Source organism: Bacillus taeanensis (genome assembly GCF_003318295.1).
GTDB classification, from domain to species: Bacteria; Bacillota; Bacilli; order Bacillales; family UBA6769; genus Maribacillus; species Maribacillus taeanensis.
In genome coordinates this window covers 35,321-59,864 of the sequence record NZ_QOCW01000018.1, presented here as the reverse complement: position 1 = coordinate 59,864, position 24,544 = coordinate 35,321, and the positions used below count along the sequence as shown (strand labels likewise).

The 24,544-nt window shown below is 36.2% G+C and carries 26 protein-coding genes; 21 read left to right on the top strand and 5 right to left on the bottom strand.

The genetic code is table 11. The annotated features are described in order from the left end of the window. Positions 1–129 precede the first annotated feature (129 nt). The 6 genes from DS031_RS15825 to DS031_RS15800 are packed head-to-tail and all read left to right on the top strand — an operon-like array spanning position 130 to position 4,836. Positions 130–1,269 (top strand): 2-methylaconitate cis-trans isomerase PrpF family protein, encoded by a 1,140-nt coding sequence (locus DS031_RS15825; RefSeq protein WP_113807078.1) that lies wholly within the window; start codon positions 130–132, stop codon positions 1,267–1,269. Continuing rightward, the gene (locus DS031_RS15820; protein WP_113807042.1) at positions 1,256–2,254 is read left to right on the top strand and encodes a Bug family tripartite tricarboxylate transporter substrate binding protein; all 999 of its coding nucleotides are present in this window, start codon (positions 1,256–1,258) and stop codon (positions 2,252–2,254) included. Before DS031_RS15825 ends, DS031_RS15820 begins: the two co-directional genes overlap by 14 nt. Positions 2,255–2,299: 45 nt before the next feature. Further along, complete coding sequence (locus tag DS031_RS15815) at positions 2,300–2,776, top strand: tripartite tricarboxylate transporter TctB family protein (RefSeq protein WP_113807041.1); 477 nt, start codon at positions 2,300–2,302, stop codon at positions 2,774–2,776. A gap of 42 nt (positions 2,777–2,818) precedes the next feature. Continuing rightward, positions 2,819–2,953 (top strand): sporulation histidine kinase inhibitor Sda, encoded by a 135-nt coding sequence (gene sda, locus DS031_RS15810; RefSeq protein WP_113807040.1) that lies wholly within the window; start codon positions 2,819–2,821, stop codon positions 2,951–2,953. A gap of 57 nt (positions 2,954–3,010) precedes the next feature. Next, a complete protein-coding gene (locus DS031_RS15805) occupies positions 3,011–4,558 on the top strand; it encodes a tripartite tricarboxylate transporter permease (RefSeq protein ID WP_113807039.1) in 1,548 nt (515 codons plus the stop codon). A 32-nt stretch (positions 4,559–4,590) separates the two neighbouring features. After that, positions 4,591–4,836 carry a biotin/lipoyl attachment domain-containing protein gene (locus DS031_RS15800; RefSeq protein WP_113807038.1) on the top strand — a complete coding sequence of 82 codons (246 nt, stop codon included), beginning with the start codon at positions 4,591–4,593 and terminating at the stop codon, positions 4,834–4,836. 341 nt (positions 4,837–5,177) lie between these two features. Here the strand turns inward: DS031_RS15800 and DS031_RS15795 are convergent, their stop codons facing one another. Then, on the bottom strand, positions 5,178–6,533 hold the full coding sequence (locus tag DS031_RS15795) for a D-serine ammonia-lyase (protein ID WP_113807037.1): 1,356 nt from the start codon (positions 6,531–6,533) through the stop codon (positions 5,178–5,180). An 84-nt stretch (positions 6,534–6,617) separates the two neighbouring features. Then, entirely contained in the window at positions 6,618–7,241 is a 624-nt protein-coding gene (locus DS031_RS15790; protein ID WP_113807036.1) for a LysE family translocator, read from the bottom strand. A 149-nt stretch (positions 7,242–7,390) separates the two neighbouring features. On the opposite strand from DS031_RS15790, the gene DS031_RS15785 reads away from it, so the two are divergent. Then, complete coding sequence (locus DS031_RS15785) at positions 7,391–7,936, top strand: helix-turn-helix domain-containing protein (protein WP_113807035.1); 546 nt, start codon at positions 7,391–7,393, stop codon at positions 7,934–7,936. A gap of 148 nt (positions 7,937–8,084) precedes the next feature. On the opposite strand, the gene DS031_RS15780 is transcribed toward DS031_RS15785, so the two are convergent. The 3 genes from DS031_RS15780 to DS031_RS15760 all read right to left on the bottom strand — a co-directional run bounded on the left by DS031_RS15780 (position 8,085) and on the right by DS031_RS15760 (position 10,484). Further along, on the bottom strand, positions 8,085–8,858 hold the full coding sequence (locus DS031_RS15780) for a class I SAM-dependent methyltransferase (RefSeq protein ID WP_113807034.1): 774 nt from the start codon (positions 8,856–8,858) through the stop codon (positions 8,085–8,087). Positions 8,859–9,112: 254 nt separating this feature from the next. After that, a complete protein-coding gene (gene trmL / locus DS031_RS15770) occupies positions 9,113–9,583 on the bottom strand; it encodes a tRNA (uridine(34)/cytosine(34)/5-carboxymethylaminomethyluridine(34)-2'-O)-methyltransferase TrmL (protein WP_113807033.1) in 471 nt (156 codons plus the stop codon). A 520-nt stretch (positions 9,584–10,103) separates the two neighbouring features. Further along, positions 10,104–10,484 (bottom strand): VOC family protein, encoded by a 381-nt coding sequence (locus DS031_RS15760; RefSeq protein ID WP_113807032.1) that lies wholly within the window; start codon positions 10,482–10,484, stop codon positions 10,104–10,106. Between the two features lie 221 nt (positions 10,485–10,705). Here DS031_RS15760 and DS031_RS15755 point away from each other — a divergent pair, with 221 nt between their 5' ends. From DS031_RS15755 to DS031_RS15675, 14 genes are all read left to right on the top strand, one after another. After that, positions 10,706–11,569, top strand: coding sequence for an MBL fold metallo-hydrolase (locus DS031_RS15755; RefSeq protein WP_113807031.1), 864 nt, complete (start codon positions 10,706–10,708; stop codon positions 11,567–11,569). A 335-nt stretch (positions 11,570–11,904) separates the two neighbouring features. Continuing rightward, positions 11,905–12,246 (top strand): MarR family winged helix-turn-helix transcriptional regulator, encoded by a 342-nt coding sequence (locus DS031_RS15750; protein WP_342767253.1) that lies wholly within the window; start codon positions 11,905–11,907, stop codon positions 12,244–12,246. 149 nt (positions 12,247–12,395) lie between these two features. Further along, on the top strand, positions 12,396–13,334 hold the full coding sequence (locus DS031_RS15745) for a ring-cleaving dioxygenase (RefSeq protein WP_113807030.1): 939 nt from the start codon (positions 12,396–12,398) through the stop codon (positions 13,332–13,334). A 23-nt stretch (positions 13,335–13,357) separates the two neighbouring features. Next, on the top strand, positions 13,358–13,966 hold the full coding sequence (locus DS031_RS15740; protein WP_113807029.1) for a flavin reductase family protein: 609 nt from the start codon (positions 13,358–13,360) through the stop codon (positions 13,964–13,966). Positions 13,967–14,025: 59 nt separating this feature from the next. Next, complete coding sequence (locus DS031_RS15735; RefSeq protein ID WP_113807028.1) at positions 14,026–14,628, top strand: alpha/beta hydrolase; 603 nt, start codon at positions 14,026–14,028, stop codon at positions 14,626–14,628. 40 nt (positions 14,629–14,668) lie between these two features. Beyond that, a complete protein-coding gene (locus DS031_RS15730; protein WP_113807027.1) occupies positions 14,669–15,094 on the top strand; it encodes a DoxX family protein in 426 nt (141 codons plus the stop codon). A 42-nt stretch (positions 15,095–15,136) separates the two neighbouring features. Continuing rightward, entirely contained in the window at positions 15,137–15,802 is a 666-nt protein-coding gene (wrbA, locus tag DS031_RS15725; RefSeq protein WP_113807026.1) for an NAD(P)H:quinone oxidoreductase, read from the top strand. Between the two features lie 830 nt (positions 15,803–16,632). Continuing rightward, a complete protein-coding gene (locus DS031_RS15720; protein WP_113807025.1) occupies positions 16,633–18,168 on the top strand; it encodes a malate:quinone oxidoreductase in 1,536 nt (511 codons plus the stop codon). 1,337 nt (positions 18,169–19,505) lie between these two features. Beyond that, a complete protein-coding gene (locus DS031_RS15710) occupies positions 19,506–19,721 on the top strand; it encodes a spore germination protein (protein WP_113807076.1) in 216 nt (71 codons plus the stop codon). Between the two features lie 934 nt (positions 19,722–20,655). After that, entirely contained in the window at positions 20,656–21,903 is a 1,248-nt protein-coding gene (gene iscB, locus DS031_RS15700) for an RNA-guided endonuclease IscB (RefSeq protein WP_113807023.1), read from the top strand. A gap of 437 nt (positions 21,904–22,340) precedes the next feature. Beyond that, positions 22,341–22,652 (top strand): hypothetical protein, encoded by a 312-nt coding sequence (locus DS031_RS15690; RefSeq protein ID WP_113807021.1) that lies wholly within the window; start codon positions 22,341–22,343, stop codon positions 22,650–22,652. 288 nt (positions 22,653–22,940) lie between these two features. Beyond that, positions 22,941–23,423 (top strand): DUF2975 domain-containing protein, encoded by a 483-nt coding sequence (locus tag DS031_RS15685; protein ID WP_113807020.1) that lies wholly within the window; start codon positions 22,941–22,943, stop codon positions 23,421–23,423. A gap of 10 nt (positions 23,424–23,433) precedes the next feature. Further along, positions 23,434–23,649, top strand: a complete 216-nt coding sequence (locus DS031_RS15680; RefSeq protein WP_113807019.1) for a helix-turn-helix domain-containing protein — start codon at positions 23,434–23,436, stop codon at positions 23,647–23,649. Positions 23,650–23,707: 58 nt separating this feature from the next. Continuing rightward, the gene (locus tag DS031_RS15675) at positions 23,708–24,517 is read left to right on the top strand and encodes a DUF817 domain-containing protein (RefSeq protein ID WP_113807075.1); all 810 of its coding nucleotides are present in this window, start codon (positions 23,708–23,710) and stop codon (positions 24,515–24,517) included. Positions 24,518–24,544 lie beyond the last annotated feature (27 nt).

Below are 24,544 nucleotides of genomic sequence, written 5' to 3'. Positions count from 1 at the left end.
CAATTTAATTAAAGAAAAGTTAATATCTATAAAAAAGCTATTGGCAGAAAGGAGAAGTAGCTAGACTGAAAAATGATGATAGAGAGAAATTATATACAATCAAAAATTAAATACAAAGAAGGGATCGAAGTGAATCGTACATTATGTGTAATTATGAGAGGCGGTACAAGTAAAGGTATTTTTTTCAAACATGAAGATATGCCAAGAGACCCCTCGTTATGGGAAGATTTCTTACTAGATGTAATGGGAAGCCCTGATCCAAGGCAAATTGATGGGTTAGGCGGAGCGAATTCATTAACAAGTAAGGTTGCAATTATAAAAAAATCAGATCGCCCAAATATAGATATTGAGTATACATTTGGACAAGTTAGTTTGACAGATGAAATAGTAGATTTTAAAGGAAATTGCGGTAATATATCATCAGCGGTTGGACCGTATGCAATCGATGCAGGTTTTGTAAAAGCGGTTGACCCCATTACGAAAGTTTCAATTTTAAATACCAATACAAATAAAGTCATTGTTGCTGAAGTTGAAGTGGAAAATGGAATGGTTAAGCAGTCAGGAGATGTTGAAATTCCAGGAGTTCCACATCCAGGTTCTCCAGTGTATTTAACTTTCCGAGAGCCGGAGGGATCAGTAACCGGAAAGCTTCTTCCGACTGGAAATACAATTGATAAACTTAATACTAGTTTTGGAAGCGTTGCCACTTCGATTGTTGACTGTGCCAATCCAGTTGTATTTGTAAATGCTCAAGAGTTAGGGTTAAAAGGATGCGAGCTGCCCGATGAGTTTTCAGATGAGCAGCTTGCAAAGCTTGAAGAAATTCGAGCTGCAGGTGCTGAGAGATGTGGTATTGCCTTTAAGGAAGAAGCAACTGCAAAATCACCTGCTGTACCGAAATTGGCGCTTGTTGCATCACCAATGAATTATGTTGATCGAATGGGGATTGTACGGAAAAAAGAAGATATGGATATTGTAATCCGAATGATGTCGATGCAGAAACCCCATCAATCGTTAGCGATCACAGGTGCAATCTGTACAGCAGTAGCTTCTAAATTACCACATTCAATTTTTACACATATTGTGGATATTAAGTCTGACAAAATAAGGTTAGCACATCCAGCTGGAATAATGGAAACGTACATTAAATATGAACAAGATAGGATAAAATATGTGAAAGTTTTACGTACAGCAAGAAAGTTGATGGAAGGTTATGTTTATACACGGCATCAATATGTTATAGAGGGGGCTGAATATGAAAACATTTAAATATAACTTAATTTTATCGTTAGTAATAGCCTTAGTACTTGGTTTAACAGCTTGTTCACAGTCAGGTGAAGAAGCAAGTGGAGAAGCAGAGTTTCCGAAGCGACCAATTGAGCTTGTTATTCCATTTGGTGAGGGGGGAGCAAGCGATACATTTGCCAGAAAATTCGCTGAAATTATAAATAAAACATCACCAGAGCCTCTTCAACCTGTTAATAAAAGTGGAAGCGGTGGTTTAGTTGGAATGGTTTATGCGGAGAAACAAAGCAACGATGGCTATACAGTATTGGAAATCACACCTTCACATGTTATTAATGATGTACTTGAACAAGGGAAAGGCGTTGAGTTGCTGGAAGATTTTGAACCGCTTATACGTGTTCAATCAGATATTTATATTCTTTCCGTACCTGCTTCAAGTGAAATCGATAGTTTTGAAGAACTTGTGGAAGTAGGGAAAGAGAAACCTTTAACATTTGCAGGAATTAGTTCAGGAGGATTGGATGATCTTACATTAAATGCATTGGCTGCTGCAACTGGAATGCAGGTAAAGTTTATTCCTTATAAGTCTGGTTCAGAAGTAAAAGCAGCAGTACTTGGCGGAGAAGTTGATGTTTATCTTGATAAGATCATTTCAGCTATTGGTTACATTAAGGATAATAAAGTAAAACCACTTGTTATTTTAAACGATGAACGTATTAAGAAAGTAGATGAGCTAAAAGAGATACCAACGACTGTTGAGTTAGGTTATGATGTTACAATTGGTTCTTGGCGAGGATTTGCAGTGAAAAAAGGTACCCCTGAAAATACAAAAGAGTTTTTAATTGAAAAAATGAAAGAAGCATATAAAACAGACGAATACAAATTGTTCGCTGAACAAAACCTTGTCGACATTCGTGAAGGGTTCTTAGAACCAGAAGAATTTAAGAAGCAGTGGGCAGAAGAATATAAAGTTTTTGAGGAAGTAGCAAAGAAAACAGGATTAAAATAAGATCTAGGCGGTTTTGTAACCGCCTCCTTTAGGAGGTGCAAAAAGATGGGTGAAGTCATTTTTCACATTATTCTTATGATTGTAATCGGCTTATTTCTAAAAGAATCATATGGGATTCCTGATGAACGCGCATCAGACCCTATTGGCCCGGCTGGTTTTCCGCAAGCATTGCTTTATTTAGCATTGGTGTTAATGACAATTTCATTAATAAAAGCAATTAAAAAATGGAAGGCAGAAGGTAACAAAGCTGATAAGGAAACAGTGTTGACGCCTACCGTAGTCGGTGTATTAGTCAGTATCATCGTATTTATAGTGTTGGTAGAATATTTAGGTTTTATTTTAGGTTCTGTATTCCTGCTTTTTTCTCTCTTTTACCTACTAGGACAGCGAAACTGGACAAAAATTACGGTTCAATCGTTAGTTTTGCCTTTTGGATTTGCGTTTGTTTTTGGAAATATATTAAGTGTACCGCTTCCAAGAGGATATGATGTTATAAAAGCACTTAGCTATTTTATATATTAATAAAAAACGATTGTTTGTTTAATGGAAAGAAGGAGAACAGCTATGCGTCAAAAGCTTTCAGATCATTTTTTAATTGGAAGATATGAACCATCTGTTCAATTGAAAATTGATGAAGACTTTATTGCTCTTTTAAATAAAGAGATTTTAAGGGGAAAGCTAAGGTTTTTAGATGGGTAACAATAAAAGCTTTCTCGTCTAATTGATGGGAAAGTGATCTGGTGAGGAGGAAGACTTGTGGATTTTCAATTGCTTACAGAGGGACTTCAAACAATATTACAACCATCTAATTTATTGCTTGTATTTGCAGGTATGATGATAGGGGTTTTGTTTGGTTCTCTCCCTGGAATTAGTTCTTCAATGGGAATTGTCTTAATGCTTCCATTTACTTATTATATGGGTGTACTGCCCTCAATTATCCTGCTTGTTGCACTTTATGCGGGTGGAGCATATGGCGGTTCGATTACAGCCATATTGTTTAATACACCAGGTACACCGGAAGCTGTAGCAACGACATTTGATGGTTATCCAATGACTAAAAAAGGACAAGCAGGACGAGCTCTTGGGCTTGCGATTAGTGCTTCAGCATTTGGTGGTGTTTTTGCTGCAATAATTATGCTGCTGTTAGCACCGCCGCTTTCAAAAATTGCCTTACAAATTCAAAGTGCAGAATATTTTGCATTAGCATTACTAGGGTTAATGGTTATTGCATCAATTGGTTCAAAAAGTCCTTTGAAAGCAGGAATTTCTGGTATTCTTGGTATTATGCTTGCGATGATAGGTCTTGATCCTATTGTTGGAGCAGAACGTTTTACCTTTGACAGTATCTACTTGTTAAATGGAGTAGAGTTCATTCCAATTATGATTGGCGCTTTTGCTTTAGCTGAAGTATTTAATCAAGTGATAGAACAATCTGAAAACGGAAACAAATCTAGCGGTACAAAAGTTTCGATGGAAACAATTAAATTGAAGGAAATGATTAAATATAAGTGGGTACTGTTTAAGGCATCTGTTCTCGGTACATTAATTGGAATTCTTCCAGGAACAGGCGGCTCTATTGCTTCAATTGTTGCTTATGGTGAAGTGATGCGTTCAAGTAAAGATAAGAAAAAGTTTGGTGAAGGTGCCGAAGAGGGTGTTATTGCCCCTGAATCATCAAATAATGCAGCTGCTGGCGGTGCAATGATCCCAACACTAGTTCTAGGAATTCCAGGGAGTCCTACAACAGCAGTTATTTTAGCGGCGCTTGTACTTCAAGGTCTTCAGCCTGGTCCGCAGTTAATGTCAGAACAGCCGCTTCTTTTATATAGCATTTTCTTTTCAATGTTAATTGCAAGTGTAACCGTATTCATAGGTGGTCGGATTGGGGTTAAAGCATTTGCAGCAATTTTAAAGCTCCCTTATTACATTTTAGGGCCATTTATTGTTCTCTTGTCTGTGATTGGTTCATATGCGGTTGCAAATGATTTGTTTCAAGTGTGGGTTATGGTTCTTTTTGGTGTAATCGGTTTCTTTATGAAAAAATATTTATTTTCTCCTGCTGCAATGATCTTAGGATTAGTACTTGGTATGATGATGGAAGAAAACTTTAGAAGACAGTTGTTAATTACGAATGGCGATTACTTTTCATTCTTTACACGTCCAATTTCTTTAATCATTATTCTTATTGCTTTAGTTGCTTTATTCTTCCCGATTATTTCAAATCGTTTTAAGAAGAAAGAGTCTTTTATACCACAACATAATAATGATGATGACTTAGATGAAAAGAAAGTAGTTTCGAAGTGAAAATATCTATATGGCAGAAAAGAGGTATATGGATGGTCATCGAAAAAGTACTTTGTCCTTGCTATGGAAAAGTAGAAGAAGTTTATGTGAAAACCGATGCATATGTCTATGAGTGGGAAAAGTTGTTTATTATAAGAACAGCTGAACAAATCGAGGAAGTTTCTATTGGCGTAAGTGGAAAAGTTTTAAGATTAAATATTCAAGAAGGCGATGTTGTGAAGCCAGATATGACATTAGCTGAACTTGAAGATGATTTTGTAATTTCAGGTAGTGATTGAAAGCAATTTTACAAAGAAATGCAGTGTGACTATTTAATATGTAAGTAAATCAATAAAATATGACAGTTATATAGATTAAAAGAATTTAAAAATGGAGTTAATGCAGATGAAAATGAAATAAGTAGTTTTTTTGAAAAGCTAATAGGAATCTATATGTCAAAACATGAAACGTATTATATAGAATTCGGGAAAAATTAATAGTTATGTAAAAAAAGGCTAATCGATTGCTATAACGATTAGCCTTTTCTTAAAACCTTGTTAAGAACATTAAGTACAACTGGTGGAGGTTTCTGAATGAAAACTGAGATTTCAAAGGTTAACGAACCACCGTGTTGAATGATTTAATCTTCTAACATTAAATCCAAGCCTTTTTGATAATACTGCTTCATCATTTCTTCAGGAACCATGTTGCCTCCGGTGCCCCAAACGATGTGTGTGGCGCTCGTCATTTTTTCTGTTAACAGATGCTTCTGTAAGTACTCACTGCCTTCTTTATATAACTTGATCGAACCAATCATACCGGCAAGTGCGGAAGGTTCTAAATAAATGTTTTCTGTATCAGCGAGTTCCTTTAATAATTTATAAAGCTCTTCATCACTCACTGTATAACTGCCGCTTAAAAACGGTTCGATCGTTTTACCGACAAATCCGGACGGTCTGCCAACAGCAAGTCCATCAGCGTCTGTGATGTTATCAATTCCAATATCTTGAACGGAAATTTGCTCATGCAGGCCGGTCATTAAGCCGAGCAGCATGCACGGCGAGTGGGTAGGCTCAGCGAAGAAACAGTGCACATGATCTTGAAACAATAACTTTAATCCAAAAGCAATCCCGCCAGGACCACCGCCTACACCGCATGGAAGGTACACAAATAAAGGATGATCTTCATCAACGGTAATCTCTAACTCTTCCAATTGCTTTTGTAAGCGGGAAGCTGCGACGGCATATCCTAAAAACAAATCAGTCGAATTTTCGTCATCAATAAAATGACAAGTAGGATCCTGCTCTGCTTGCAGGCGGCCTTCTTCTACCGCTTTACTATAATCTGCTTCATATTCAATCACCTGAACATTTTTGCTTCGCAGTAAATCTTTTTTCCACTGCTTTGCATCAGCCGACATATGAACCGTTACTTTAAAACCTAACTTCGCACTCATAATGCCGATGCTGAGACCTAAATTTCCGGTGGATCCTACGGCAATGGAATAGTTTGAAAAAAATGTTCGAAATTTTTGGCTATCTAAAATCGCATAATCATCTTCAGTTGTTAACAGTTTATGCTTTAATGCTAATTGTTCTGCATGTTTGAGCACTTCATAAATACCGCCTCTTGCTTTAATCGATCCTGAAATCGGCAGGTGGCTGTCACACTTAAGCAGTAATTCCCCGAAAATAGGCTGATTGTAAGTTTGTTCTAACGATTGTTTCATAGCTGGAATTTCCGCTAAAGGAGATTCGATGATGCCGTTTGTTTTTTCTGTTTCAGGAAAAACTTTCGCGATATAAGGCGCAAACCGTTTCAATCTTTCCTCGGCATCATTTACATCCTTTTGAGAAAGAGGGCACTTGTTAATGCCGGTTTTGAATGGTTCAAGGCTCGGGTTTAACCATAATAGTTCATCGAGTGAAATAAGTTTTTCCAGTAAAGGATAGTATTCTTTCAATATTTTCAGATCTATGGATTCCAGCTCTTTCATTTCGTTAACCTCCTAATTAACTTAATACGGCTACCAAAGCAAAGTTAAATTAAATTTAACACAAACAAGCTGCTTCAAGTATTTTTAATGTTGTTTATCTAAGGATAGCTTTAATCCAAATCCAACTAAGACAAGACCTGTTGCTTTATCCATTATTCTTTGTACGTTTGGAGATAGAAGCCATTCACGTAAATAGTTAATAAAAAAGACATAAACAAAAAACCAAGAAATGGAGAGCAGTGTGTAAATAACCCCCATGATAATAAGTGGTTGTGCTGTGTTTTCTCCTGCTTTCACAAATTGCGGTAAAAAAGTTAAGAAGAACATGGCAACTTTGGGATTGAGTACATTAGAGAAGAGACCTTGCTTAAAGGCTGACTTTTTCAATTCAAAATTGTTTTCCTTTTCAATCCTGCTTTCTTTATTCTTTTTCCTTGAGATGAAAGAAGATAGACCGAGATATATTAAGTAAATGGCACCAACATATTTAACAATTTCAAAAGCAACAGCGGACTGCATCAAAATAGCTGAAAGTCCAAAAGCAGCGGCAAAAGTATGCACTAAAGAGCCGGTTGTAATACCGAGAGCCATTTTATATCCATCTTTTCTTCCGTCTGAAATAGTTCTTTTTGTAATAAGTGCTGTATCGATACCAGGGCTCATTACAACAAATAAGGAAAGAACGAAGAACGTAAAAAATTCATTCATTTTTTTCACTCCTTACTGACTTGTATGGTTATCCTTTGTAAAATATAATTAACTAATATTAAATGTAGTTTAACACAAGTTTAAATAAATGTTTATTTATATTTAATAAAATTAAATGATTTTAAATTTTATTTAAAAGGAGTATGATGATGGGAGAACTGGATATTGGTAAGAAAGTAGAGAAATACAGAAAAGCTAAAGGGTTTAGCAGTAGAGAATTAGCAAAAATAGCTGAAATAACACCTTCCATGTTAAGTCAGATTGAACGGGGTTTGGCTAATCCTTCCATTCAGACTCTGAAGGTTTTGGCAAAAGCCCTTGATGTTCCTACCTTTAGTTTTTTACTTGAAGAAACGAATACTGAAGATCTAGTTGTTAGGTCAAATGAACGCAAAAAAATGGTTGTTGAAAATTTATCGTATGAGTTATTATCCCCTGATTTTACAGGAACACTGGCAGCTGCAATTATGAATGTACCGCCTCATACATCTTCATCTGAGAAACTATTAGAACATAAAGGAGAAGAAGTCGCTTTTCTATTAGAGGGGAAAGTTAAAGTGTTTTTAGATGATGAAGAATACATATTAGAAACAGGGGATAGTGTTAAAATACCAGCCTATATGAAGCATAAATGGGAAAATAATTTTCATGAAACTGCTGTTATCCTATTTTCAGTAACGCCGCCGGTTTTTTAAACATTTGCACTATAGGATTACGAAGAGTAGGTGCTTCTTATAGTAATGAGTAGATTTGATGGAGAAAAATACGGGAACTTTAAAATTATTGTACAAGCTATTTCATGATAAGGCGCAATTCCTGAATAGGAATTGCGCCTTTCTTTTCTTACTCTTTAACGCCGATCACACGAATTCTTTTGTAATCAGCGATCCAACGTCCGTTATGATATAAGTTTTCTTTTAAATTACTTTCTACTTGATCTATTATTCGGTTTTTCATAGTTTCAGACAGACCACTAAACATACTACCGGCAAACATTTCAATCCAGTTTCTTAATCCGTAATCATTCTCTAAATGGGTAGGTCTATCAAAATGCTGCGCCAATATCACTCGAAAGTCGCATTTTTCCATAATCGATGCGTATTCACCGATACTCGGAAAATACCATGGGAATAAATCAGGTTTATAGTCAATCCCGAACTTTTCGAATTGGTTAATAATTTCATTCGTGATGATTCTAACATTGCCTTTACCGCCGAACTCTGCCGTAAATCGACCGCCTTTTTTTAATACATAATAAATACTCTCGAGGGCATGTTTGGGAGATTTCACCCAGTGCAGAACGGCATTGGAAAAAACAGCATCAAATTCGTTATTCCACTCTAATTCTGTAATATCTGAAACAATAAATTTTATATGGGGATACTTACTTTGCGCTTCAGAAATCATGTTGTCAGATTTATCAATTCCGATTACATGAACGCCGAGTTTATGTAACTGGTTCGCTAAATCGCCTGTTCCGCAGCCAAGATCAAGAATTTTTTCGCCTTTTTTTGGAGCTAATAATTCAAGCAGATCATTTCCGTGCTTTGAAACAAATGAATGGCTTTGATCATATAAATTGGCATTCCAATCGTCCTTGGTGTGTTGGTTTTTCATTTTGATCTCTCCCTTTATTAATGATACGGAAACGAAAAGGATCTGTATAATTTTGTTAATTATATTATAATGAAAGCTATGAAAAAAGGAAACGAACAAAAATTAAAAACATTAACGATACTTACAACGAACGAATCAGCTAAACGACTGTACACTTCATTAGGTTTTGAAGAGTTTGGTACAGAGAAAAACGCTTTGAAATTTAAATTTCTTATGGAAAATAAAATAAAAAATCTTCCAAGACGGAAGATTTTTTATTGTAAATTGGGAAATCCTTGCTGGCGCAAAGCCTCATACACCAATATTGAAACTGTACTCGACAGGTTCAGTGAACGAACATTATCATTCATTGGTATTCTCAAAAAGTGATCTTTATTTTTTTTCAATAAATCTTTTGGTAAACCCGTTGTTTCTTTTCCAAACATAAAATAATGTTCCTTTGATAAATCACTAAAATCAAACGATGAATGTGCTTTTTCACCAAACGTCTCAATATAGTAAAACTCACCTTGTGTTTTTGAAAAAAAGTCATCCAATGAGTCATAATACGTTATGTTTACAGATTGCCAGAAATCTATACCTGCTCGTTTTAACATTTCTTCATCTGTTGAAAAGCCAAGTGGTCGAATTAAATGCAAAGCTGTACCCGTTGCTGCACAGGTACGTGCAATATTTCCAGTATTAGACGGAATATCTGGTTGATATAGTACAACATGTATCGCCAAGAGTGGTCACCTCTATCTTTATTTACTCCAAATTATAGCATATTGATTGTAAAGATAACACTTATGCTAAAGGGGTGTTAATACTAAACATGGGTATTCGCCTTTTCTTATTGAAGAAAAGGCAGAAGAGTTGAATAACGATACCATAATTTGCAGCATAAAATTGGCTTTTTAAAACAGTGGTACTTTGGTTATAAAAAATAAAAATAATCACTCTGGATACGTGTGGACAGTGCTGCATTTTCTATCTTTCTCAATTGCAATCTCTTTTTTCTTGAAAGCGATTTCGTTTGATTATCTTCACCCAATGGCATCGGAAGAAATTTGGCTTCGAATCGGTATTTCCGGAGTTGTTCGGGCAGTAAGTATGGTATGTTTGGTAATTGGCATCTTTCATTTTTCAAAAACGAGAAGATATAATAGAATATCAAAAAATAATGATCGTCTAGAAAGTGAAAAGAGAGCAGCAGTCTCAAAGGAGAAAGCTGCTCTCTCGTTGTATATAAAACATATTGTACTTTTAATTTTTTTCCATCACAGCAAAATAATTTTCTTCATGATCGGCAAAGTTGAATACTCTACCGGAAGGCATGTCTACAATTTCTCCGACTTTAATATTTTTATTTACTAAATCGTTCCGTAATCCATCAAGATTTTTTGAGAAAAACATTAAAGAAGGTGTACCAAGATTTAATTCAGGTGACATTTTCGCAACGAATTCTTTGTTGTGCAGAATGATGCTTGTGTCTGCGTCCTTTGTTGGAGCGACTTCAATCCATCTCATTCCTTGCCCGTTATTTTCTTCTGAAATAACGCTAAATCCCATTTTTTCTGTCCAAAAATTCACAGCTTCATCTTGGTTCGTAACATACAACATAATTTGACCAACTTTACTAATCATAAACTTATCCACTCCTTTTAATAAAATGCTAAACGGCTCGAAAAAAGTTTCGTGTTGTGCCTTTCCTTGGAGTACTCTTATATCATAGCATGTAAAATACGTTATGAATCCTTACCAATTACGCATTTTTATTAATAAGGATTACTAACAATTAATGCGATAAGAAAAGGATAATAAATGTTTAAACGATTTTTGAAAAAATATGAAGGAAGGTTCTTTCAATGCTGAAAAAACTAGCAAATAAAGTGTATTATATGCCTCATTATTCAGAAACAGATCGTCCTGCATTAGGTTTAATTTGCGGAAGTACTTTTAGCTTAATTGTTGATTCAGGAAACTCACCTGCACATGCCAACGATTTTCTCAAGCAGGTGGAAGAGATGGATATAGCCCCGGTTAAGTTTGTTGTGATTACACACTGGCATTGGGATCATATTTTTGGTATGAAAACAATGGACATATCAACGATTAGTCATCATGAAACGAAAAAGAAAATCGCTTATCTGAAAACGCTGAAATGGGATGATGCTTCATTAGATGAGCGTGTAGAGACAGGGGAAGAAATTGAATTTTGCAGAGATATGATCAAACGTGAAATGCCTACACGTGAACATTTGGAGTTGAAGGTACCGGATTTCACATTTTATAAAAAAATAGAAATAGATTTGGGCGGAATAACGTGTGTAGTTGAGCATGTAGGAGGCGTTCATGCTCGTGATTCGTCGATTGTTTATGTTCCAGAAGAAAAAGTAATGTTTCTAGGAGATTGCATCTATCAGGACTTTTACAGTGGTGAATGGAGCTATGACAAAGACGAGTTAACGATCTTGTTTAACAAAATTAAAAAATATGATGTGAATTATTATGTGACAGGACATCAGGATCCGCAAACAAAAGAACAAATGTGGCGTTTTTTTGATGAGCTAACTTTTATCGGGAAGATTGTTAGTGACAGCATTTCTTTTGATCAAGCAGTTGCCAGATTTAAAGGGGAACGGAAGACAATACCAAATGAAGAGCAGCTTGAATATATCAGAAATTTTGTAAACGGCAATGAGAAGAAAATGAAAAATAGAGTTATCTAACACGTGTTAAAGTGTTCGTTATTTAAGAAATGGGAAGAAGTCTTTGATATGGATAGGTAAGGGTTTGAGGCTATCTCTCCCTTTCCTAAAGGCGGTGAGCTTTCTCGTTCGGAAAATCTGTAAATGAATGTAGGCTGCGGCCGTATGTTTATTTAGAAAACTAAAAAATGTTATTGACATGAAGGATTGAATGTATTACTATTATCTCATATTCAAGATATTTTAATTAAAGATAATTTCTAGAGGTGGTAAACATAGAGAGAAAATGCACAAACCATCCATTTATGGTCTTCATGCAAACGTCTAGAGCTATACAAGAACGAATAAGGGAAGATATGACTCGAAATCACTTAACGATTACGGAATTTTCGGTTCTAGAGGTATTATTTCATAAAGGTAAACAAACGATTCAACAGATAGGAAAAAGCATACTAATATCAAGTGGTTCCATGACATATATTATTGATAAATTAGAACAGAAATCTCTATTAAAAAGACATGCTTGTCCTAAAGACAGGCGGGTAATACATGCAGCATTAACTGAAGATGGAATGGAATTAATGAAGAAAATTATGCCGGAACACGAAGAGTTTGTCGATTATACTTTTGATTCGTTAAATAGTGATGAATTAGAGACTTTAGTTAGACTTTTGAAGAAAGTAAGGGAAAGAGTATAAATTTGATTTTTTTAAGTTTATATCTTGAAATCAAGATATTTTAAACTAGGATGAATAAGAAAAGATTTTAATTTTAAAGGTACGGTTAAAATAAGCTATCAACCTTTCTATAAATATACGGATTATAACTAAAAAGGAGCGCTAAAAAAATGAATAAGAAAACAATGGGGATTCACCATATTACAGCAATTGTAGGTCATCCTCAAGAGAATGTAGATTTCTACGCAGGAGTTTTAGGCTTGCGCTTAGTTAAACAAACTGTGAACTTTGATGATCCAGGTACGTACCATCTTTATTTCGGTAATGAAGGTGGAAAGCCGGGAACCATCATTACATTTTTTCCATGGGCAGGAGCTCGTCAAGGAATTATCGGAGACGGTCAAGTAGGAGTGACTTCTTATGTTGTTCCTACAGGTGCCATGGATTTTTGGGAAAAAAGGCTGGAAAAGTTCAACATTCCTTTTACTAAAATGGAGCGCTTTGGAGAGCAATATTTGGAATTTGACGATCCGCATGGTCTTCACTTAGAAATTGTTGAACGAGAAGAAGGAGAAGTAAATTCATGGAGTTTTGGTGAAGTAACGTCTGAAGTTGCCATTAAAGGATTTGGAGGAGCAACTCTTTTATCTGCTCAACCGGATAAAACTGCTGAATTGTTAGAGAGTGTGATGGGACTTGAATTAATTGCTAAGGAAGGAGACTTCACCCGCTTTCGTTCTACAGCTGAAATTGGAAATATCATTGATCTAAAGTTAACCTCTATAGGACGTGGACAAATGGGTGCGGGAACTGTACATCACATTGCATGGCGCGCTGCTGATGACCGCGATCAATTAGAGTGGCGAAAGTATATTGCAGAGAATGGATATGGTGTTACACCAGTACAGGATAGAAACTATTTTAATGCCATTTACTTTAGAGAACATGGGGAAATACTATTTGAAATTGCGACGGATCCTCCGGGGTTCGCACATGATGAATCGCATGAAACAATGGGAGGGAAATTAATGCTCCCTTCAAAGTATGAGCCTCATAGAGGGAAGATTGAACAAACATTGCTGCCGTTTGAAGTAAGAGAATTAGACTGATTTTATGAAAAGGAATGATGTCTTTGCTTTCGATAGACCCAGCTAATAATTCTGAAAGAGAAAATTATAAAGTTCTAATAGGAAGTATCATACCTAGACCTATTGCTTTCGTTACAACCATTTCGAAAGATGGTGTTTTGAATGGAGCCCCATTTAGTTATTTTAATATCGTGTCATCTAATCCTCCGATGATTTCATTGGCTGTTCAACGGACAGAAGGGAAGCAAAAGGATACAGCGAGGAACATAATTGAATCTAAGGAATTTGTGGTTCATATTGTAGATGAACAAAATGTTGAAAAAGTGAATCAAACAGCCGCAAGCCTTCCTCCTGACCAAAGCGAAATAGAGCTGGCAAAGTTAACGCCTGTTGAAAGCTTGAAAATTTCGGTGCCTGGTGTAAAAGAAGCGAAAATTCGAATGGAGTGTTCCTTAGAACATGCCTTAGAATTAGGTGGTTTAGATTCTACCGGATGTGATCTTATAATCGGAAAAGTTGTTCACTATCACATTGACAGTGCCATTTATGAAAATGGCAGAATTGATCCAAAGGGCTTGGCTGCTGTAAGCCGGTTAGCTGGTAGTAATTATGCCAAAATAGGTGAGATTTTTTCCATTGAACGACCAAAATAACTGAATAACCGAAGAGAAATACCAAATATCGATGTTCATGTACGGAAGGGAGATCAATAATGAAACACATATTTAATAAGGGAAAAGATTCTACAAAACCAACATTCCTATTATTACATGGCACGGGAGGAAATGAACTGGATTTGCTGCCCCTGGCGAGAAGAATTGATGATGAAGCATCTGTATTAAGCGTTCGTGGGAATGTGTTAGAAAATGGTATGCCCCGCTTTTTTAGAAGATTAGCTGAAGGGGTATTCGATGAAGAAGATTTAGTGTTCCGCACAAAGGAGCTTCATGAGTTTCTTGATGAAGCCGCAGCAAAGTATGAATTTGACAGGGGTAATATGATTGCCATTGGCTACTCAAATGGAGCGAATATAGCAGCTAGCTTGCTTTTTCACTATCAACATTCATTGAAAGGTGCAGCTCTTCATCATCCAATGGTGCCTAGAAAAGGAATTGAACTTCCTGATTTATCCGGGAAGTCGGTGTTCATTGCTGCTGGGACAAATGATCCAATCTGCTCACCGCTGGAATCGGCTGAATTACAATCGTTATTAGAAAAGGCTCATGCAGATGTAGAAATCCATTGGGAAGATAGAGGTCATCAATTGACTCCTGAAGAAGTGGAAGCCGCAGCAGCGTGGTATCGTAAGTTGTAATTATTTAATTTTAAAAATATAGTTGGAGGTTAAGTTAGTTATGTTTAAGAGCGAATTAGGAGCACTACTTTTACGAGTAACATTAGGAGCATTATTTTTCATTCATGGGTTAGTAAAGTTCCAAGGTGGCATTGAAAATATTGTTGGATGGTTTGAAAGTATTGGATTACCAGGATTTATGGCATATGGCATAGCACTTATTGAATTAATTGGTGGTGCTGCATTAGTAATTGGTTTAGGAACTCGACTTGTATCTGCTTTGTTTGCACTTCTTATGATTGGAGCCACACTAAAAGTTAAGCTTTCAGTAGGTTTATTAGGAAACGGCCAAATGGCTGGATATGAGTTAGATTTAGCATTCTTAGCAATAGCAATCTATCTTGTCATCAATGGAAGCAAACTATTATCCGTGAGTCAGTTGATTTTTCAAAGAGATTCAAAAAATGACTTAACAAAAGCTGCTTAATAAAGAGATTTCAAAAAAAGAAGCACTAGGTGGTGTATGAAAATGGGTTTTCTATCCAAATTATTTGGAAGTTCAACAATAAAGGAGAAAGAAAAAATGACAAATATAAAATTAGCGGTGATTTATTACAGTATGGGTGGAACGAATTATCAACTGGCTAAATGGGCTGAAGAAGGTGCAAAAGAAGCTGGTGCCGAAGTGAAAGTATTAAAAGTACCTGAACTTGCTCCACAATCAGTTATCGATGAAAATGAAGGTTGGAAAGCTCATGTTGAAACTACAAAAGATGTTCCAGAAGTAACCTTAAATGATCTTGAATGGGCAGATGCAATTATTTTTAGTGTCCCGACTCGATTCGGTAATATGCCGGCTCAAATGAAACAATTTTTAGATACGACAGGTGGTCTATGGTTTAATGGAAAACTTGTTAACAAAGTAGTAAGTGCAATGACTTCTGCGCAAAACCCTCATGGTGGTCAAGAGGCAACAATCTTATCATTATACACAACAATGTATCATTGGGGAGCAATCGTAGCAGCTCCAGGCTATACAGACCCGGTTACTTTTGGAGCAGGTGGTAACCCGTATGGTACAAGTGTTACGGTGGATCAAAATGGTCAAATGGTAGAGGATGTTCAAGCTGCTGTGAAACAGCAAGCTAAACGTACTGTAACAGTTGCAGAATGGGTTAAAAAAGCTAATCAATAAATGATAGGGAGCTGTCTCAAAAGCTTCAAATAATAAAACCTAGTGAGAAGTTTTGTAACTTTTCACTAGGTTTTTGCTTTGGTTTTTATCATGCTGTTTTTGAGGATATCTCAATAGGTTCAGGTCTCCATGAACCTCCCCTCCCTACTGCTTCGCGCTTGAGGAAGGAGACTTCTGGCTGAAATTCGTTAAATATAGTAAGATAAAAAACCTCATATACATAATCTCTTTAACTCTAAAAACCCATATGAGCTGCTCAATGTTTTTGGAACATTCGTGGACTTGCCCTAAGATAGAAGTCGCGGTAAGATAGGCGTAAGAACATTTGAGAAATTAATCATTTTAAAGTGGACGGAGATAAGAAAGATCCTAATAAGTTTGTATAAGTCGAGGCCATCGCTGCTTACTCAAACGAAAAGAAACAAATATTTGAAAAAGTGGTTTTTATAACAGAATATATAAGTTTAAATACAGCATCGGATGGATATAAAAAAATTAATGTGTATTTTTTGAAAAAGCATTATCCATTTTCATACGAGTAAAAAACAATTCGAAGTCGAAGAGCAGCGTTTTCTTTTTGGAAGAGAACAAATGTGAAAATAAAGTTAAAAATCGGTGTAACTCTGCCTTTTGAAAGGACTTCTCACTTTTTTATCAGCTTCAAATAGTTTATAATTATCAGATAATAGTAGAAAATTTAATGTATAATGATAGTAATACACTTTGATATGGTTCATTGATACAGAAAAGATGTGTGTGACTAGAGGGCTCCTTAGCTTAGTGTGACGCCTGCATCTTTTCGGCAAATTTTAGAGAAAAGGTTGGTAAACATGAGCAATAGAGAAACTAAAACAGACGTCATTTTAATTGGCGCGGGAATCATGAGTGCAACTTTAGGAACACTCTTAAAAGAACTAGTACCAGAATGGAAAATTACAGTGTTTGAGAAGCTCTCAAAAGCAGGAGAGGAAAGCTCGAACGAATGGAATAATGCAGGCACAGGTCATGCGGCATTGTGCGAGCTTAACTACACAAAAGAAAAACCAGATGGATCTGTTGATATTAGTAAAGCTATAAACATTAACGAACAGTTTCAGCTTTCCATGCAGTTTTGGTCTTATCTTGTAAACAACAAGCTGATAGAGAATCCACAGGATTTTATTATGCCGCTGCCTCATATGAGTTTCGTACAAGGAGAACAAAATGTCACATTTTTAAAGAAACGTTTTGAAGCGCTGTCAAACAATCCCTTATTCCAAGGGATGGAATTTTCTGAGGATCCGGAAAAACTGAAAGAATGGATTCCGCTTATTATGCAGGAACGCGCATCGAATGAAGCGATCGCGGCTACTAAAATCGACTCTGGAACGGATGTCAATTTTGGTGCTTTAACGCGTATGTTGTTTGACCACTTAGAGAGTAAAAATATCGATCTAAACTACAAACATAGTGTAAGTGATATTAAACGTACTAGCGACGGTTTATGGGAATTGAAAGTGCGCAATCTCGATCGCGGCACTGTCGAACGCCATACTGCCAAATTCGTCTTTATCGGAGGCGGGGGAGGAAGCATCCATTTACTGCAAAAGTCCGGTATTCCTGAAGGGAAAAATATTGGTGGTTTTCCGGTAAGCGGCATCTTTATGGTGTGTAATAATCCAGATGTTACAGCACAGCATCATGCAAAAGTATACGGAAAAGCGAAGGTTGGTGCTCCGCCAATGTCTGTTCCACATCTTGACACCCGATTTATTGACAATAAAAAATCGCTGCTGTTTGGACCGTTTGCCGGATTCTCACCAAAGTTTTTAAAAACCGGTTCAATGTTTGATTTAGTAACTTCCATAAAACCGGACAATCTCTTAACAATGCTGTCGGCAGGAGCAAAAGAGATGGCATTGACAAAATACTTGATTCAGCAAGTGATGTTATCGAAAGAACAGCGCCTAGCAGAGTTACGTGAGTTTATCCCGAACGCGAAAAGCGAGGATTGGGATTTAGTAGTAGCGGGCCAACGTGTACAAGTTATTAAAGATACTGAAGCTGGCAAAGGAACACTTCAATTTGGTACGGAAGTTGTCAGTGCCGCTGATGGCTCAATCGCAGCACTGCTCGGCGCTTCTCCGGGTGCTTCTACTGCCGTTCACGTGATGATTGAAGTCATTAAAAAATGCTTCCCTGATCATGTGAAAGAGTGGGAACCGAAAATTAAAGAAATGATTCCTTCTTATGGCGTGTCACTAATGGAAAATCCAGAACTTCTAAGAGAGATTCATACTTTAACCGCCCAGACACTTGGTCTAAGCATAAGCGAAAAAGCAAAAGAAAAGACCAAAGCCAAAGCAAAAGAGCCGGTCTTAAGTTAATTCTTTCGATGCAGAAACCAAGATCATTGAATAAAAAAGTTTAACAAAATTCAGCCAGAAGTTCCCTTCCTCAAACATTCAATAGAATGTTTGGCAGGGGATGAATGGCTTTTTTTTGAGATTTAAAATGATGCTTCAAACATATATTTTTATGTAAATAAGAGAGAATGGGTAGAGATGATCTTCACGGCACTAATAGGTCGCTCACGATTCAACTTTTCGCTTTGATGATAGCTTTTGAATGATTTGCTCCACTGCCTCTCAACTTAATACAGGCTTTCTTCCTGCTGCAGCCGGATTCTCTTCTAAAATTTTACTAGTAACTTGGCAAGGTTGATGAGGGGAATCCTTTTTCAGAATGACCTTATCGCCCTCAACAAAGATTTCAACAGGATCTTTTCTCTTAATATCTGTCCTTATTATAAAGAAAATATTTTGGGGAATTCAACTATTTTTTAAAAATTTATAAAATTTTAACATTTAGTTAATAACCGATAACATAAAATTAATAAACTTTAAAAGAAAAAAATCAAAGAGCTAAATAATTGAAAATTTTAAATTGGCAGTATATAATTAATTTGTGCGACGGATAAACTAAGTTTAAGGGTTAATTAGACTGAGTTTTTCTATCTATTTCATCTAGGATTTAGCGTTATTAAAAATTAACTAGGCTTCGAAACAAGATTTAATAAAATATAAATACATCTAGTTTGGGTCGTTTAATTTCGTCTACTTTAAATGTTCAGTAAATTGGACAAGGATCGAATAAATGTTTAGCTGGATGCCATTACAATGCATATTGACATGCCTTTCTCTGAATTGAAAACGTATACAGGAAAAAGTCCAAAGCCGGCAGATTTTGATCAGTACTAGAATTGCGAGCTTTAGAGACGTGGTCGTTAATTCGTGTTTAGAAAAAAATCACTTGTCGAATCGGCAGGTGACTAGCATCTTAACAAACTGAGGCTAGGTAAGCAAAAAGACCCTTTGCGCGCGAAGGGTCTTTTTGAGCCGAACTTAAATTAAATGAGAGAAGTCTAAATACTGGCAGGCGATTGAGTATGAAAAAGAAGTGAGAGTGAGAGAGAACTCTCATAATTATCATAAAACATTTGAAGAAAATAGGGAATAGTATTTACTGAAATTTTACAAAATTTACAATTTATTAATGATTCATTTGGGTTTTCTGTTACCGCTTTTTGAGCATCGCGCTTTGTTTTATAGAAATTAAGCCAAGAAAACTCGATGGGCTTGCCCCAAGGTAGAAGACGGTAACTTTTTTTAGTTTCAAACATAAAATAAATTATTTAAATGAAAACAAAAAGGGAGTGAGGATGTTGCCATCTGTTGTAGTTGGACCTTTTCAATTTCTCTCAAATGGTGGAACTGTAAACTTTGGAAATACACTGCAGATTTCCCCTGAAGAGACATCAAAATCAATTGCAGGATCTGGTAGTGGTACAGGGAATTTGGTACTAAATAATAATGGAATCAGTATTTCCAATGCGGTAGATCCAGATGTTTTCGATTCAAATACAGTAGGAAATGTCTAAACTAAACCCATTTACAGGCTGCAGTCAATACCATTGATGAGCAGCTTTTTTCTTTACTCTTTTCATTCCTTTGACGTACTGTCCGGATAATAAAGCGATTTTCGCAAGGTTTTATTCCGGTGCTTTAATGATGGTTTTTAACTTAGCAATGCGTACCATCCAACGCAGTAAGAACAATTTCTATCTTCTTATTATAGTAAACATAAGTTTTCTTTTCTAGATTATAATTCGAAGAGCCAATTTACCTGTCCCTTTGGCTTTTTAAGTTAACGGAGTGTAAGAGTAGAATAAGGAGTTGTCACAACGACAACTCCTTTTGCTTATTGTAGTACTTCCAAATAGTCCAACAACAAATATGGATTTTTATGGTAGTATAAGTGTTAGGTTAGAAATAGTAGATTTGAGGTGAAATAAATGTCTATGGTCTTTATAATAATTATTTTAATAGTGTTCTTATTCGATTTTACAAGAATGAGACAGCAGAACAATACCTTAATTGAACAAAACGAAAAGATTATTTCCTTGTTAGAAGAAATCAAAAATAAGTAAAACTTCTCTTAAGAGCAAACCAAGCTGGATCGTGCAATAAGAATGTCAAAATCACACATGAAATATAAGGAGCTCGGAACAGTTGGTTTTATTTCGTATAAAACCGTAAAAAATCATATAAAATCGAGAGGACTTGGTTTTATATGAACTGTTTTGTGCTTTCAAGCCTCAGTGAGTGTAGTCTTTTGAAAGAAAGACAGCATGATGAACTACGTTGTCAGGGAGCGGTTCAGACATACCCTTGGATGTTTCTCCAGTCTGAGGCTCTATGAGTGCTAAGTAAGACTGTTTCCTACCTCTTGGAAACGAAACAGCGAACGCACACATCCCGTCTGATGACTTTGGCAAGGAGAACAATCCCCTTTTCGAAGGAGGCTGACCAGAGATGGTCTCATACTGTTTTGTGTTAGATGGAAAAGGAAGGAAACTCTCTCCGACAAATGAAAATCGCGGTTGGGTTCTTATTCGAAAAAACAAAGCAGCACTCATCAACAAGTTTCCAATGGTCATTCAACTTTTTAAGGAAGTGGCAGACGAAAAAATCGATCAAACACTGATTCATTTTAATATCGATGATGGCTCTAAATTTACTGGCATTGCCCTTGTGCAAGAATGCCAAACAAAAAACAAACCGGTCTTTAAAGGAACAATCGAACACCGCACCGATGTAAAAGATAAAATGGACACAAGAAGAAGTTATAGAAGGTATAAACGCTCTCACAAAAAAAATCGTCCAAAACGGTTTCATAACCGTTCATCATCAACAAGAGAAGGTCGTACCCCACCAAGTATCAAACAAAAAAAAGAAGCAACATTACGCTTGTTAAACAAACTAATGAAATGGACTCGCGTGAACCACATTCATTTAGAAAATGTGATGATTGATATTCGTAAGTTGGAAAAAGGCAGTCAACCTTATCAGTGGGATTATCAAAAATCCAATCGATTAGATGAAAACTTACGAAAAGCAGCGTTAATGAGAGATCATTTTACGTGTCAAGATTGTGGAAATACTCATTGTCGCTTAGAAGTTCATCATATTATTCCTAGACGTTTACAAGGCTCTGACTCGATACACAACTTCATCACACTCTGTTCCTCTTGTCACGAACAAGTAACAGGAGAAGAATCGGATCATGCGGAACGATTTTTCAAAAAGATTCGTGGAAAAAAGATCGCTTTCCATGATGCGATGCACGTGATGCAGGGGAAAACTTATTTTCAACAGGAATTGAAAAAAATCGGGCCTCTTACGCTCACAACAGGAGGAGATACGGCCAATCGGCGGATAGACTGGGCAATTGGAAAATCCCATTCAAACGATGCCATTGTTCTTTCCCAGTTACACGTTTCTTCTAAGCAGTGTCACATCAAGGATTGGTGCATCAAACCGATGAGAAGACGTTCCAAAAAGAAAATAGACAAAGTCAATGATTTTCACCATCGAGACTTTGTCCGTTATACGAAACGAAATGGGGACGTCTATGAAGGATATATCACAGCACTTTATCCTAAAAAGAAGCAGTGTAACCTGACGACGACTGAAGGAAAGGTTTTAAAAAGATATGGAATAAACCGCCTTAAGCTTTTATGGCGTTTTAACCACATTTATTTTTTGAATAAACATGAATAAAAAAGGAGGTGAATCTGGTTAGATCTGTTTTTTCTATAATAAAACATGATTTTAGTTATTTTATATGAATTTAGATGGTTTTATATAGTCGGATTTAACCAGGATTGGATAATTTGAAGTTGGTTTTTGCAATCCTATTTATTTTGTTTGGTAGTTTTTTGATTGGATTAACGATTAATAGTATTGGCGATATAGGTAATATAATTATGAATATAATAGGATTTGGATGTTTTTTAGCTGCTTTTTTATATTGTAAGAAACAACAAGAAAGGTAAACAACAATCCCTTTAAAATAACAGGTTCAAGAGTGGAATAAGAGATACTGCTTTTCTTGTTAAAGAAATGAAGTTAGTTTGATAAGTTATAAAATACTAGGTGATCGCTTATACGAATGTAATTATTGAGGATCTTGATAAATTAAAAGGGGAAGCTTTTAAATGAAAAAGAAACAAAAATTAATGATTGCCACCTGCTTAATACTGTTCCTAATAATTCTTGCCGTTACAAAACCATCTCCCCATACTTTTGATGACTGGTTAACAAGTGAGTATAATATAGAATGCAGCGGAAATGAGTGTCTATTGAACTCGATTCATTATAAAGTGGTAAGCAAAGAAATCGATGATTATTTTTTGTTCAATAAAATAGGAACTGAATTAGAAAGAGAAGATGGTGGTTTCACATTTGTAGAGGGGATAGGGATTTTAGGAAGATTTATTCCTTTTACATATAAACCTTATTACGAATAATGAAGCCAAGGAGACATGTTGTATGCTCTAAACTGGAAAAAGAAGAAAGATACCTGTTCCCGCTGCTTTTATACAATATATTAAGGTGTGTTTATTAAATCATTTATCAATTAAATCTTAAATTTAGAAAGCATTTCTTTGTCAGAAGGAATGCTTTTTTTCTTTGTCTAAAATAAAACGAATAATTCCATAACAATAATAATATTATAAAAATAAATAAAAATTTATTGTAAAACGATAAATAACGTGTTAGATTTAAAATGACAATAAATGAGTGAGGTGCTTTTCATGAAACGAGGAACAACACTTTTTTTAAAGATCGCGGTGATTATAATTGGGCTTCCGGTTCTTGCTGTGTGCATCTTTTTGGTGCCTGAGATTGCGGATTATGCGGCGCAATTAGCTGCGGATGTAGCTTTTATGAAATATTACACGTTAATCGGTTTGTATGCCGCGGCAATTCCCTTTTACTTTGCACTGTATCAAGCTTTTAAATTGTTAAGTTATATTGATACAAACAAAGCGTTCTCCCAAATTTCGGTAAAAGCTTTAAAAACTATTAAATATTGTGCGATTGCAATTAGTATTATCTATGTAATCAACATGCCGATTTTCTATCTCATCGGCGAAGTAGATGATGCGCCAGGTGTCATCCTGATTGGAATGATCATCATTTTTGCTTCAATGGTAATAGCAGTGTTTGCGGCTGTTCTTCAAAAACTTTTAAAAGAAGCGATCGATATAAAATCAGAAAATGATTTAACGGTCTGAGGTGAATACAATGGCGATTATAATCAACATTGACGTGATGCTGGCTAAAAGGAAAATGAGTGTAACAGAACTATCTGAGCGTGTTGGAATAACAATGGCGAATCTTTCTATATTAAAAAATGGTAAGGCGAAAGCGGTTCGATTATCAACGTTAGAGGCAATTTGTAAAGCGTTAGACTGTCAGCCAGGCGATATTTTAGAATACCGCAGCGATGAAGATTCATAAGATTAATAAATAGGGCAGGACTTACATGATATTCAAAAAAACGTTGGAGGCAGAAATTATGAGAGCACTAAAACAACTCATTCGTTTTGGCTGGGAACAGGCCTTATCATGTTTGTTTCCTGTCGTTATTTTTGCATCTTTGGCTTTTACACAACTCATCTCGCTTCCGTTCCTCGCGAGGTATGACTGGCTCTTGATCATCTGCCTTTTGATGCAGTGGTGGATGGTGCGCTCCGGGCTTGAAACACGCGATGAACTAAAGGTAATCACATTGTTTCACCTGATCGGACTTGCGCTTGAACTATTCAAAGTGCAAATGGGCTCTTGGTCTTATCCGGAGGAAGCAATTTTTAAAATTTTCGGAGTGCCTTTGTACAGTGGGTTCATGTACGCAAGTGTAGCGAGTTATCTTTGCCAGGCGTGGCGGAGGCTTAACGTTGAGCTAGTTAAATGGCCGCCGTTTTTAGTTGTTGTACCGCTTGCATCGGCAATTTATTTAAATTTTTTCACCCACCATTATTGGATTGACGTTCGGTGGTGGTTATCCGGACTTGTACTGATCGTCTTTTGGCAATCATCGGTTACATACGAGGTTAGTGGAACTCGCTATCGTATGCCGCTCGCGCTTTCATTTGTGCTCATTGGCTTTTTTATATGGATCGCTGAAAATATCGCAACGTTCTTTGGAGCGTGGCAATATCCGAACCAAACCGAGGCATGGAGTATCGTGCATCTCGGAAAGGTAAGTTCATGGCTGTTATTAGTAATTGTTAGCTTTCTGATTGTAGCGACATTAAAGCAGGTTAAGGGAAAAAATGCTGCTAGGATAGAGGCTGGTCAATTTTTACCGCGTCATCACGGGCAGTAAGACATGATCAATGGGGATGATGAAAAC